Genomic DNA, 12,100 nt, shown 5'->3' with positions numbered 1-12,100 from the left:
CGCTGCCCGAGTGCGGGCGGCGAGTGGGTGCGGCGGCGACGGCGTGCCCGCGGCCGTGCCCGGCGGACGGGTCGTGCTCTACCTGCACGGCGGTGGCTTCCTCTCCTGCGGCCTGGCCACGCACCGTGCGCTGGTGTCGCGCCTGTCGAGCGAGACCGGCCAGCCCGTCCTCGGCGTCGCCTACGGGCAGATGCCGCGCCACTCGATCGCCGACTCCGTCGCGCACTGCACCGCCGCGCTCGGCTGGCTGCGCGAGCAGGGCGTCCGCACCGAGGACGTCACCCTGGTCGGCGACTCCGCCGGCGGCTACCTCGCCTTCTGCGTGGCGCGCGCCGCCATGGACGCCGGCTGGGGCTCCCCGCGGGCGTCGTCGGCCTGTCCCCGCTGCTCGACCTCGACCCGAGCCGCAAGCTCGCGCACCCCAACGCACGCTCGTGCCACACCTTCTCGGCCGCGGCCATGGCCCGGCTCACGGACCTGGTCGACCACGTCGACACGCGGCTCAAGGTCACCGCTCCCCGGCTCTCCCCCGTCGACATGCGCCTGGACGACATGCCGCCGGTGCTGCTGCAGGTCGGCTCGCGCGAGGTCGTCCTCGCCGACGCCGAGCTCATGGCGAACCGGCTCGCGGCGGCCGGCGTCCCGACCACGCTGCAGGTCTGGGACGGCCAGGTGCACGTCTTCCAGATGGCCGCGTTCCTGCCCGAGGCGCGGCTCGCCCTGCACGAGATCGGCGAGTTCGTCCACGGCCTGGCCCGCCGTCCGGCGCGTCCGGGACGTCCGTCTCGGCCGCGGCGGCGCCGGTCCCGCAGGCCGGCTGACTCGGGGCGCGACGAACCGGGCCGCGCGTTAGCGTGGACGCCAGGAGGCGATTCACCCGTGAGCGACGACCGCATCGACGAGTCCCAGCTGAAGGTCCACGAGCCCAAGGACGCCGCCGCCGGCGTGACCGGCGTGCGGGTCGCGATGGAGCGGTCGTTGTCGCTCATGGGGCCCAAGCGGTCCGCGCAGACCCTGCTCAAGCTCAACCAGCCCGACGGCTACGACTGCATGAGCTGCGCCTGGCCCGACCCGGCGCCCAAGGACCGGCACACCGCCGAGTTCTGCGAGAACGGCGCCAAGGCGGTCGCCTGGGAGGGTGACACCGAGCGGGCCACGCCCGAGCTCTTCGCCCGGCACAGCATCGCCGACCTCGAGGCCCACGACGACATGTGGCTCGAGCGCCAGGGCCGCCTCACGCACCCGATGGTCAAGCGCTCCGGCGGCACCCACTACGAGCCCATCTCCTGGGACGAGGCGTTCCGCGAGATCGCCGCGACCCTGCGCTCGCTGCCGTCGCCGGACATGGCCTCCTTCTACACGTCCGGACGCGCGTCGAACGAGGCCGCGTTCCTGTACCAGCTGTTCGTGCGCGCCTACGGCACCAACAACCTGCCGGACTGCTCGAACATGTGCCACGAGTCCACGAGCATCGCGCTGCAGGAGTCGATCGGCATCGGCAAGGCCAGCGTCACCATCAGCGACGTCTACAACGCCGAGCTCATCATCATCGCGGGGCAGAACCCCGGCACGAACCACCCGCGGATGCTGTCGGCGCTCGAGGTCGCCAAGCGGCGCGGGGCCAAGATCATCGCCATCAACCCGCTGCGCGAGGCCGGGCTGGTGAACTTCCGCAACCCGCAGAAGCCGCGCGGCATCGTCGGGCGCGGCACCGACATCGCCGACCTGCACCTGCCGATCAAGCCCAACGGCGACCTGGCCCTGCTGCAGGCCATCGGCTCCCTGCTCGTCGAGTGGGACGCCCTCGACCACGACTTCATCGACGCCCACACCACGGGCTTCGAGGAGTGGGCCGAGCACGTCCGCGACGTCGACTGGGCCCAGGTCGAGCAGGCCACCGAGCTCACCCGAGCACAGGTCACCGAGGCCGCCCGGATGCTCGCCGCGTCCCGCGCCACCGTGTGGTGCTGGGCCATGGGCATCACCCAGCACCGCAACGCCGTGGCCACGATCAAGGAGCTGTGCAACCTCGCGTTCGCGCGCGGCGACCTGGGCAAGAAGGGCGCCGGCCTGTTCCCGGTCCGCGGCCACTCCAACGTCCAGGGCGACCGCACCATGGGCATCTGGGAGCGTCCGCCGCAGAAGTTCCTGGACTCCCTGCAGGCCGAGTTCGGGTTCGACCCGCCGCGGCACGAGGGCTTGGACACCGTCGACACCATCCGCGGCCTGCGCGACGGCAAGATCGAGTTCTTCATGGGTCTGGGCGGCAACTTCGTCACCGCCTCGCCCGACACCGCGGTCACCCGCGAGGCCATGCGGCGAGCCACGATGACGGTGCACGTGGCCACCAAGCTCAACCGCTCGCACCTGACCTGCGGCGACGTCGCGCTGCTGCTGCCCACCCTGGGCCGCACCGAGAAGGACGTCCAGGCCTCCGGCGAGCAGATCATCACCGTCGAGGACTCGGTGTGCGCCGTGCACGCCTCGCACGGACCGCTCGAGCCGGCCAGCCCGCACCTGCGCTCGGAGGTCGCGATCATCGCCGGCATCGCCGCGGCGACGCTCGCCGACACCGAGGGCGGCGCCGACCGGCACGGCATCGACTGGCTGTCGATGAAGGACGACTACGACATCATCCGCGACCACATCTCGCGCGTGGTCGCCGGCTGCGAGGACTACAACGCCCGCTGCCGCAAGCAGGGCGGCTTCCTGCTGCCCCACCCGCCGCGCGACTCGCGCTCGTTCGAGACGAAGTCGGGCCGCGGCGAGTTCCAGGTGTCGCCGATCGAGGTGCTGCACGTGCCCGAGGGACACCTGCTCATGCACTCGATGCGCAGCCACGACCAGTTCAACACCACGATCTACAGCCCCTCGGACCGCTACCGCGGCATCGAGGGCGGACGCCGCGTCGTGTTCATGCACCGCGAGGACGTCGCCGCGCTCGGCTTCGAGGTGGGCTCGTTCGTCGACCTGCACACGCGGTGGGAGGACGACGACGTGGAGCGATGCGCCGAGCGGTTCCGCATCGTCGAGTACGACGTCCCGCGCGGCACGGTCGGGGCCTACTACCCCGAGGCCAACGTGCTGGTCCCGCTGGACTCGACCGCCCTGGCCAGCAACCAGCCGACCTACAAGTCGGTGGTGGTGTGGCTGACCCCGTCGACCGCGCCCGGCCACGAGGGCGCGGAGGGCGGCGACCAGGACGAGGTCCGCTCCGACGACTCGCACAAGACGCACCCCCAGCCCACGCACCTGTCGTGACCGACTCCTTCGACCTGCAGCGCTTCGTCGACGCGCAGGGCCGCGACGTCCACCAGCGGGTGGTCGACGAGCTCTCCGCCGGGCGCAAGCGGACGCACTGGATGTGGTTCGTCCTGCCGCAGATGGCCGGCCTGGGGCGCAGCGAGACGTCCCTGCGTTACGCGATCAGCTCGCTGGACGAGGCCGAGGCCTACCTCGCGCACCCGGTGCTGGGGCCGCGGCTGGTGGAGGTGGCGTCCATCCTGCGTGACCTCGACGACCCGCCCGAGACGGTGCTCGGCCCGGTGGACGCGCAGAAGCTGCACTCGTCCATGACGCTGTTCGCGCGCGCCGCGGCCGACGAGCCGGTGTTCGGCCAGGTGCTCGAGCGCTGGTTCGGCGGCTGCCCCGACCGCGAGACGGACCGGCTGCTGAGCCTGGTCCGGCCGGACTGACGACGGCGCCGAGGGCGACCGCTCGGGTCGCTCCTCGCGCCGGCGGTGCGCCGGCTCAGCCGAACAGGTCGACCGCCTTGGCCGCGGTCTCGTAGATGCCGTACCCGAGCGGGATGCCGACGACCGCCCAGGCCAGGACCAGCAGCGGCGTGCGCCGCTCCACGTCGTGCGCCTCGAGCACCTCCGCGTCGCCGTTCGCGGCCGTCGGCTCGGTGGTGCCCGGCTCGTGGAAGCGGTCGGCGACCGGACGCACCAGCAGGTTGGCCACGAAGCCGATCGCCAGCAGCGCGGCCATCGTCAGCAGGGCCGGACGGTAGTCGGCCGCCTGCAGGTTGCCCGGCTCGCCGCGGGCGTCCAGGAAGCCGTTGACGATGAGCGGTCCGGCGACGCCGGCGGCGGACCACGCGGTCAGCAGCCGGCCGTGGATCGCGCCGACCTGGAAGGTGCCGAACAGGTCGCGCAGGTACGCCGGCGCCGTCGCGAAGCCGCCGCCGTAGAAGCTGAGGATGATGCCGGCCAGCACGACGAACAGCGCCACCGCGATCGATCCCTGCAGGGCCAGCACGAGGTAGAGCACCACGCCGAGGCCCAGGTAGAGCATGTAGATCGGCTTGCGGCCCACGACGTCCGACGTGGAGGACCACACGAACCGTCCGGCCATGTTGCACAGCGACAGCACGCCGACGAAGCCGGCGGCGGACGCGACCGCGACGGACGAGTCGCCGTTCTCGCGGAAGAAGTCCTGGATCATCGGCGCGGCCTGCTCCAGGATGCCGATGCCGGCGGTGACGTTGCAGAACAGCACGACCCACAGCAGCCAGAACTGGGGCGTGCGGATCGCGTTGTCGGCCGAGACGCTCTCGGTCGTCACCAGCGACTTGGACTTCACCGTCGCGGGGTCGAAGCCGGCCGGACGCCAGCCCGGCGCCGGCACCTTGATGAGCCAGGCGCCGAACGACATCACCAGCAGGTGGACGATCGCGAAGGTGACGAACAGCTTGGCCACCGCCGAGCCGGACGCGACGCCGCTGGCCGTGTCGAAGCCGCTGTCGTAGCGCCCCAGCAGCCAGGACGACAGCGGGCTGGCGATCATCGCGCCGCCGCCGAAGCCCATGATCGCCATGCCGGTGGCCAGGCCCGGGCGGTCCGGGAACCACTTGATGAGCGTCGAGACCGGCGAGATGTAGCCGATGCCCAGCCCGATGCCGCCGATGACGCCGTAGCCGAGGTAGACGAGCCACAGCTGCTCGGACACGATGCCGCCCGCCGCGACGAGGAAGCCGGTGGCCCAGCACGCGGCGGCCGCGGCCATCGCGCGGCGGGGGCCGCCGGTGTCGACCCACGTGCCGAACACGGCCGCGGAGACGCCGAGCATGACGATGGCCAGCGAGAAGATGAAGCCGATCGCGGTCAGCGAGGTGTCGAAGTGCTCGACGAGCGAGCTCTTGTAGACGCTGGTCGCGTACACCTGGCCGATGCACAGGTGGACGGCCAGCGCGGCGGGCGGGATGAGCCAGCGGTTGAAGGTCGGTCCGGCGACGGTGCGGTCGCGGTCGAGCACGGCGAGTGCCATCGAGTACCCCCCTGGGACGTGACGTGCGCCTCACGGTAGCCACCCGCGGAGGTCTCGGCCCGTCGACGCAGGTCGCGGCACGTCCGGGGCCGCGGCGGTAGGGTCGCCCTGGGCAGCGAGCCACCGGACCCCGTGACGGCGGTCCGCCGGGTGGCCCGCTCCCCCGGTCTGCCCGATTCTTCGCAGGAGGTCCGCTCGTGAGCGCCACGCAAGGACGAGTCTTCCTCTCCCGCCTCGTCGGTCTCGCGGTGTTCGACCCGGCCGGCGACCAGGTGGGCAAGCTGCGCGACGTCGTGATCGCCGTCCGCTCGGCCCGCCAGCGCCCGCGCGTCCTGGGCGTCGTCGTCGAGGTGCTCGGCCGCCGCCGGGTCTTCCTGCCCATCACCCGCGTCACGTCGGTGGACGCCGGCCAGATCATCACCACGGGCCTGCTCAACGTGCGCCGGTTCGAGCAGCGCCGCACCGAGACGCTCGTCTTCGGCGAGCTGCTCGACCGCACCGTCACGCTGCCCGACGGCACGACCGGCACCGTCTACGACGTCGCGATGGAGCAGGACGCCCGCCGCGACTGGTACGTGGGCCAGCTGGCCGTCCGCGAGGCCGGCAAGCGCTTCGGCCGCCGCGGGGCCAGCCACGTCGTGGAGTGGGACGAGGTCTCGGGCCTGTCCAGCGAGGAGACCGGCCAGGGCGCCACGCACCTGCTGGCCACGATGGACGACATGCGCCCGGTCGACGTCGCCAACGCGCTGCGCGAGCTCACCCCCAAGCGGCGCACCGAGATCGCCGCCGAGCTCACCGACGAGCGGCTGGCCGACATCCTCGAGGAGATGCCCGAGAAGCTGCAGGTCGAGATCCTCGGCGTGCTGCACCCCGAGCGCGCCGCCGACGTGCTCGGCAAGATGGACGCCGACGACGCGGCCGACCTCATGGGCGAGCTGCCCGTGGCCACGGCCAACCAGCTGCTCGGCCTCATGGACGAGGACGACGCCGAGGACGTCCGCCGGCTCATGACCTACGAGGACCGCACGGCCGGCGGCATGATGACGCCCGAGCCGATCGTCCTGCCCCCGGACGCGACCATCGCCGAGGCGCTGGCCCGCGTCCGCGCCCCCGAGCTGCACCCGGCGCTGGCCAGCACCGTCTACGTCTGCCGCCCGCCGCTGGAGACCCCGACCGGGCGCTTCCTGGGCGTCGTGCACTTCCAGCAGCTGCTGCGCGAGCCGCCCTCGACGCTCGTCGGCGCGGTCGTCGACAACGACATCGAGTGGCCGCGCGCCGAGAGCAGCCTGGAGGAGGTCTCGAGCCTGCTCGCCGCCTACAACATGGTCGCCCTGCCGGTGGTCGACGACGCCCAGCACCTCCTCGGCGCGGTCACGATCGACGACGTCCTCGACCACCTGCTCCCCCAGGGCTGGCGCGAGAGCGAGACCCACGGCCTGGCCTCGCGGGCGGTGACCCGTGGCTGACGCCGGCTTCCGTCTCGACCAGCCGCGGGACCCGTCGCGCCGCCGCATCCGCGTGCGCCGCAGCGGCGGCCGCGAGAGCTTCGGCCGCTTCGCCGAGGAGTTCGCCCGCTTCATGGGCACGCCGAAGTTCCTCGGCGGCATGACGGTCCTCATCGTCCTGTGGGTGCTGTGGAACGTCCCCTTCGGACCCGACCGCCCGCGCTTCGACGAGTACCCGTTCATCTTCCTCACGCTGGTGCTGTCGCTGCAGGCGTCCTACGCGGCCCCGCTGATCCTGCTCGCGCAGAACCGCCAGGAGGCCCGCGACCGCGTCCAGCAGGAGCAGGACCGCCAGGCCAGCGCCCAGTCGCACGCCGACATGGAGTTCCTGGCCCGCGAGGTCGCCAGCCTGCGACTGGGCATGGGCGAGGTCGCCACGCGGGACTTCCTGCGCTCGGAGCTGCGCGACCTGGTGGACGAGCTCGACCGCCGGCGCGAGGACCCCGCACCCGACGCCTGAGCCGCCCGCGGCAGGTGAGGGCACGCTGGCCGTCGGGCGTTACGCGCCGGTACGTACCATGGGGGCCATGGCTTCCGTCACCCGTGAGCAGGTCCTCGAGGCCCTCGCCACCGTCAACGACCCGGAGATCAAGCGACCCATCACCGAGATCGGGATGGTCGACGACGTGCTGGTCGACGGCTCGCACGTCACGGTCAAGCTCCTCCTGACGGTCGCCGGCTGCCCGCTCAAGGACACGCTGACCCGCGACACGACGAACGCGGTCACGCGGATCGCGCCCGACGCGCAGGTCACGGTCGACATGGGCGTCATGAACGAGGAGCAGCGCAAGAACCTGCAGGAGGTGCTGCGCGGCGGCGTCACCCAGCGCGACATCCCCTTCGCCCAGCCGGGCAACCTGACCAAGGTCTACGCGATCGCCTCGGGCAAGGGCGGCGTCGGCAAGTCGTCGGTCACGGTCAACCTCGCCCTCGCCATGGCCCGCAGCGGGCTCAAGGTCGGCATCGTCGACGCCGACATCTACGGCCACTCCATCCCCGACATGCTCGGCGCCGGCGACGCGCGTCCCACGCAGGTCGAGGACATGATCATGCCCGTGCCGCTGCACGGCATGAAGGTCATCAGCATCGGCATGCTCAAGCCGGCCCGCGACCAGGTCGTCGCCTGGCGCGGCCCGATGCTCGACCGCGCGCTCGTGCAGATGCTCAGCGACGTCTACTGGGGCGACCTGGACGCGCTCTTCCTCGACCTCCCGCCGGGCACCGGCGACATGGCGATCAGCCTGGGCCAGCACCTGCCCGGCGCCGAGGTCGTCGTCGTCACCACGCCGCAGCAGGCGGCCGCGACCGTCGCCGAGCGCGCCGGCACGATGGCCTCGATGATGCACCAGCGCGTCGTGGGCGTCGTCGAGAACATGAGCTACCTCGAGCTGCCCTCGGGCGAGCGCATGGAGGTCTTCGGCTCCGGCGGCGCCGAGCAGGTCACCAAGACGCTCAGCGCGCGCCTCGGCTACGACGTCCCGCTGCTCGGCCAGGTGCCGCTCGACGAGAAGCTGCGCGTCGGCGGCGACACGGGCGAGCCGATCGTCGCCTCCGACCCCGAGTCGGCGGCGGCGCGCGAGCTGCAGAAGATGGCCGACCGGCTCAGCGGACGCACCCGCGGCCTGGCCGGCATGCAGCTGGGCCTGGCTCCCGCCGGTCGCCTGTAGGCTCCAGCCATGTTCGGCATGGGGTGGCCCGAGATCGCGGTCATCCTCGTGGTCGCCCTGCTGGTCTTCGGGCCGGACAAGCTGCCCGAGATCGCCCGGCAGGCCGGGAGCGGCATCCGCACGCTGCGCCAGATGGCCGAGAACGCCAAGAACGACCTGGGTCGCGAGATCGGCAAGGACCTCTCCGACGTCGACCTGACGTCGCTGGACCCGCGCGAGGTCGTGCGCCGCACCTTCCTGGACGACGAGCCGGCCGCGGCGGCGGGCAAGCCGCGCCTGGTGCTGCCGCCGTCGCTGCCGGTCGGCGCCCGTCCCCCGTTCGACGACGAGGCGACCTGACGGCTCAGCCGCGCAGCACCTTCTCCATCGCCTTGCCCTTGGCCAGCTCGTCGACCAGCTTGTCGAGGTAGCGGATCCGTCGCATGAGCGGGTCCTCGACCTCCTGGACCTTCACCCCGCAGACGACGCCGGTGATCTGCTCCGAGGCCGGGTTGAGCCGGGCGGCGGCGAAGAAGTCCTCGAACGTCGAGCCGGACTCCAGGTGGTGGCGCAGCTCGTCCTCGTCGAGGCCGGTCAGCCAGCGGACGACCTCGTCGAGCTCCTCGCGGGTGCGTCCCTTGCGCTCGACCTTGGTGACGTAGTGCGGGTAGACGTCGGCGACGCTCGTGGTGAAGATGCGGTGGCCCATGACCGCAGCGTAGACGGGCGCGCGGACCTAGCGGCCGAGCCAGCCGGCCATGCGGGCGAAGCCGTCGCCGACCCGCTCGACCATGCCCGGCTCGTCGGACTCGGCCGGCGTCGGCAGCTGCGCCACGGTCGCGCGGACGCGCTCGGGCCCCGGCGTCGGTGACGACGGTGTAGACGACGTCGTCGGCGTCCCCACGTGACGATCGTCGGCGTCCCCGCGCTCACCCCACACGGGCGCGCCCGCGACGACGCGCGGCGAGAAGCCGCGCACCGCCTCACGGCTCAGCGACCCGCACTCCTCGTACAGGTGGAGGCGGTGGGTGCCGTTGGAGTAGCTGAGCGCGACGGTCGAGGCGTCCTGGGCGGCGTGCTCGCGGCGCAGGTCGCCGGCCAGCGTGTGGTGGCACGGCCAGCCCTCGGCGGTCAGCCGGTCGGCCTGGGTGTCGTCGATCGGCGTGGCCGTGGCCAGCCCGGGCACCTGGGCGGAGGGACGCCGAACGCGGCGGCGTACGCCTCGTACGGCGGCGTCACCGCGTCGTCGTCCGAGCGGGGCGAGCCCAGCGCGAAGGCGATGGCGAGCAGGGCGACCGAGGCGCCCACGACCACGACACCGCGGCGCACCAGCCGCGAGCGTCCGAGCCGCGCGAACGGGCTCTCGTGCTCGATGCGGGCGTCCGGCAGACGGCTCAGCGAGGCGGCCAGGCCGGGCGGCAGCGCGGGGCCCTCGGCCTGGCGCATGCGCTGCTTGAGCGCCTCCTGCTGGGCGACGGCCCAGCGGCACTCGTCGCAGTGCTCCAGGTGGCGACGCGCGGCCAGCGCCGCGGACGTCGGGCAGCTGCCGTCCACGTACGCGGCGACGTTCGTCGTCCAGGTGCCCCATCAGACCTCGACCGGCCCCCAGACGCGGGTGCGGGGACCGCGGGGCGCACGGTGGGCCAGGGCCGCGCGCAGCTGCGTGCGTCCGCGGTGGATGCGCGAGCGGACCGTGCCGAGCTTCACGCCCAGGACGTCGGCGATCTCCTCGTACGAGAGCCCCTCGACGTCGCACAGCACGACGGCGACGCGGAAGTCCTCGGGCAGCAGCTGCAGCGCGGCCTCGACGTCGGGGTCGAAGCCGGCCTCGTGCACGGACGTGTCGGGCTGCACCTCGCGCGAGACGAGGCGGTCCTCGGCGCCCTCGGCGAAGCCGTCCATGCGGATGCGCGAGCGGCGGCGGGCCCGGTCGAGGAACAGGTTCGTCGTGATGCGGTGGATCCAGCCCTCGAAGTTGCCCGCCTCGTAGCGGTCGAGCGAGCGGAAGACGCGGACGAAGACGTCCTGGGTGAGGTCCTCGGCGTCCTGGCGGTTGCCGGTGAGGCGGTACGCGAGGCGGTACACGCGGGCGGAGTGCTGCGCCACCACGTCGTGCCAGTCGAGCGTCTGCGTCACGGAGTCCTGTGCCTCGGTCATGGCCCGATCCTTTCGGGCCTTGCTGAGAGAACGCGAAGAGTGGGCTGATCGTTCCCTCTGCGCGCGCTGGACGCAGAACACCCTCGTCGGCCCGCGTGTCGCCCGTGATTCCAGGCTTCGACCGGGCCTAGGCTGGGCCCGAACGGACGAAGGAGCCCCGCGATCACCACGTCAGCCAGCCTCGAGCTCACCGAGCGCCACGTCCCCGAGGACGAGCACCTCGCCGCCGCCCGCGAGCGCGCGCGCCAGGTCGGTGTCGTCCCGCTCTCCCAGGGAGCGGCGGCCACGCTCGCCCTGCTCGCCTCGACGGTGCAGGCTCGCGCCGTCGTCGAGGTGGGCACCGGCACCGGCGTCTCCGGGCTCACCCTGCTGCGCGCGAGGCCGACGGCGGCGTCCTGACCTCGGTCGACTCGAGGCCGAGCACCAGCGCCTGGCCCGTGACACGTTCCGCGAGGCCGGCCTGCCGCCGCAGCGCTTCCGGCTCATCGCCGGCGCCGCGCTCGAGGTGCTGCCGCGCCTGACCGACGGCGGCTACGACCTGGTGTTCCTCGACGGCGACAAGGTCGAGTACCTCGACTACCTGGCCGAGGCCAAGCGGCTCGTGCGTCCCGGCGGACTCATCGCGATCGACAACGCGCTGTGGCACGACCGCGTGGCCGACCCCGACCAGCGCGACCCCGAGACCACGGCGATCCGCGAGACCCTCGCGGCGGTGGCGGCGGACGAGACGCTGCGCAGCTCGCTGCTGCCGGTCGGCGACGGGATGCTCGTCGCCCAGAAGCTGCTCTAGCGCTCGAAGCGGGCCGACGAGCGGAAGCCGGACGGCCCGCGCACGACGGCGACGACCTCGAACGGCTCGATGAGCACGGGGGCGGAGCCGATCAGCCTCGACCCGGCCAGGTCGGCGGCCTCCTGCTCCATGCGGGCCTGGAACTCCTCGCGCACGGACTGCGAGGCGAAGACGTACGTGCCCTCGAAGAACTCACCCTCGCGGGCGCGCCAGGTCTTGAAGCGCAGGCCCTCGAGGGCTGCGAAGCGTCGGAAGGAGTCGTCCTCGACGTACTTGCGCAGCGCCTCGAGGGTGCCGTCCGGCGTGCCGGCCAACGACCAGCGCACGGACAGTCCCAGCATCAGACGGCTTTGAGGGCGTCGCCGAGCGTGGCGGCTTCTTCGTTGTTGAGCTCGACGACGAGTCGTCCGCCGCCCTCGAGCGGGACGCGCATGACGATGCAGCGTCCCTCCTTGGTGACCTCCATCGGTCCGTCGCCGGTCCGTGGCTTCATGGCCGCCATTGAATCCCCTCTCGTCCTGGCACCCTCGGTGGAGAGCGCCCGGCCTATTATCCCCCATGACCGTGTGACGCGGCCAACGGATCGACCAGGAGGTCGCGGTGCCCCACGACGGCGAGCCGCTGGAGCGACGCGACGACGGCCCCGTGCGGACGCTGCGAGGGGCCCGCGGGGCGTCCGGCCTGGCGGCACTGACGGACGCGCTTCACGCCGCGGCGGCCGACGACGCCCTCGC

13 protein-coding genes and 2 pseudogenes are annotated in these 12,100 nt (G+C 72.6%); 8 read left to right on the top strand and 7 right to left on the bottom strand.

What is annotated here, in order from left to right; genetic code table 11:
- Positions 1-10 precede the first annotated feature (10 nt).
- The 3 genes and pseudogenes from AC2W7G_RS03280 to AC2W7G_RS03270 form a co-directional block, all read left to right on the top strand.
- Positions 11-627: pseudogene (locus AC2W7G_RS03280) on the top strand (alpha/beta hydrolase); the annotation flags it as partial.
- Positions 613-3,261: an FdhF/YdeP family oxidoreductase gene (locus tag AC2W7G_RS03275; RefSeq protein WP_485867181.1), complete on the top strand. Its 2,649-nt coding sequence runs from the start codon at positions 613-615 to the stop codon at positions 3,259-3,261. The pseudogene AC2W7G_RS03280 and the gene AC2W7G_RS03275, both read left to right, overlap by 15 nt.
- Entirely contained in the window at positions 3,258-3,695 is a 438-nt protein-coding gene (locus AC2W7G_RS03270; protein ID WP_485867179.1) for a DUF1810 domain-containing protein, read from the top strand. The genes AC2W7G_RS03275 and AC2W7G_RS03270 overlap by 4 nt, the downstream gene beginning before the upstream one ends.
- Before the next feature lie 55 nt (positions 3,696-3,750).
- Here the strand turns inward: AC2W7G_RS03270 and AC2W7G_RS03265 are convergent, their stop codons facing one another.
- A complete protein-coding gene (locus AC2W7G_RS03265; protein ID WP_485867178.1) occupies positions 3,751-5,268 on the bottom strand; it encodes an OFA family MFS transporter in 1,518 nt (505 codons plus the stop codon).
- A 197-nt stretch (positions 5,269-5,465) separates the two neighbouring features.
- Between AC2W7G_RS03265 and AC2W7G_RS03260 the strand changes: the two genes are divergently transcribed.
- The 4 genes from AC2W7G_RS03260 to AC2W7G_RS03245 all read left to right on the top strand — a co-directional run bounded on the left by AC2W7G_RS03260 (position 5,466) and on the right by AC2W7G_RS03245 (position 8,779).
- Positions 5,466-6,734 carry a magnesium transporter MgtE N-terminal domain-containing protein gene (locus tag AC2W7G_RS03260; RefSeq protein WP_485867177.1) on the top strand — a complete coding sequence of 423 codons (1,269 nt, stop codon included), beginning with the start codon at positions 5,466-5,468 and terminating at the stop codon, positions 6,732-6,734.
- Positions 6,727-7,233, top strand: coding sequence for a DUF1003 domain-containing protein (locus AC2W7G_RS03255; protein WP_485867176.1), 507 nt, complete (start codon positions 6,727-6,729; stop codon positions 7,231-7,233). Before AC2W7G_RS03260 ends, AC2W7G_RS03255 begins: the two co-directional genes overlap by 8 nt.
- Positions 7,234-7,300: 67 nt before the next feature.
- Positions 7,301-8,440, top strand: a complete 1,140-nt coding sequence (locus AC2W7G_RS03250; RefSeq protein WP_485867175.1) for an Mrp/NBP35 family ATP-binding protein — start codon at positions 7,301-7,303, stop codon at positions 8,438-8,440.
- A gap of 9 nt (positions 8,441-8,449) precedes the next feature.
- A complete protein-coding gene (locus AC2W7G_RS03245; protein ID WP_485867174.1) occupies positions 8,450-8,779 on the top strand; it encodes a sec-independent translocase in 330 nt (109 codons plus the stop codon).
- A 4-nt stretch (positions 8,780-8,783) separates the two neighbouring features.
- Here AC2W7G_RS03245 and AC2W7G_RS03240 read toward each other — a convergent pair whose 3' ends face one another.
- From AC2W7G_RS03240 to sigE, 4 genes and pseudogenes are all read right to left on the bottom strand, one after another.
- Positions 8,784-9,128 carry a DUF2200 domain-containing protein gene (locus tag AC2W7G_RS03240; RefSeq protein ID WP_485867173.1) on the bottom strand — a complete coding sequence of 115 codons (345 nt, stop codon included), beginning with the start codon at positions 9,126-9,128 and terminating at the stop codon, positions 8,784-8,786.
- A 27-nt stretch (positions 9,129-9,155) separates the two neighbouring features.
- Positions 9,156-9,605 (bottom strand): hypothetical protein, encoded by a 450-nt coding sequence (locus AC2W7G_RS03235; protein ID WP_485867172.1) that lies wholly within the window; start codon positions 9,603-9,605, stop codon positions 9,156-9,158.
- Positions 9,551-9,976 (bottom strand): annotated as a pseudogene (locus AC2W7G_RS03230) (anti-sigma factor family protein); the annotation flags it as partial. The pseudogene AC2W7G_RS03230 and the gene AC2W7G_RS03235, both read right to left, overlap by 55 nt.
- Positions 9,977-10,006: 30 nt before the next feature.
- The gene (gene sigE, locus AC2W7G_RS03225; protein WP_485867171.1) at positions 10,007-10,576 is read right to left on the bottom strand and encodes an RNA polymerase sigma factor SigE; all 570 of its coding nucleotides are present in this window, start codon (positions 10,574-10,576) and stop codon (positions 10,007-10,009) included.
- 430 nt (positions 10,577-11,006) lie between these two features.
- On the opposite strand from sigE, the gene AC2W7G_RS03220 reads away from it, so the two are divergent.
- Positions 11,007-11,366, top strand: coding sequence for an O-methyltransferase (locus AC2W7G_RS03220; RefSeq protein ID WP_485867180.1), 360 nt, complete (start codon positions 11,007-11,009; stop codon positions 11,364-11,366).
- Here AC2W7G_RS03220 and AC2W7G_RS03215 read toward each other — a convergent pair.
- Both AC2W7G_RS03215 and AC2W7G_RS03210 read right to left on the bottom strand, forming a co-directional pair.
- The gene (locus AC2W7G_RS03215; RefSeq protein WP_485867170.1) at positions 11,363-11,707 is read right to left on the bottom strand and encodes a hypothetical protein; all 345 of its coding nucleotides are present in this window, start codon (positions 11,705-11,707) and stop codon (positions 11,363-11,365) included. The genes AC2W7G_RS03220 and AC2W7G_RS03215 overlap by 4 nt on opposite strands.
- Positions 11,707-11,868, bottom strand: a complete 162-nt coding sequence (locus AC2W7G_RS03210) for a DUF3117 domain-containing protein (RefSeq protein ID WP_019145023.1) — start codon at positions 11,866-11,868, stop codon at positions 11,707-11,709. The genes AC2W7G_RS03215 and AC2W7G_RS03210 overlap by 1 nt, the downstream gene beginning before the upstream one ends.
- Positions 11,869-12,100 lie beyond the last annotated feature (232 nt).

It is taken from the genome of Aeromicrobium sp. PFPM2_SD2 (assembly GCF_057364525.1).
The sequence above is the reverse complement of the archived record's forward strand: the minus strand, read 5'-3'. Positions and strand labels throughout refer to the sequence as shown.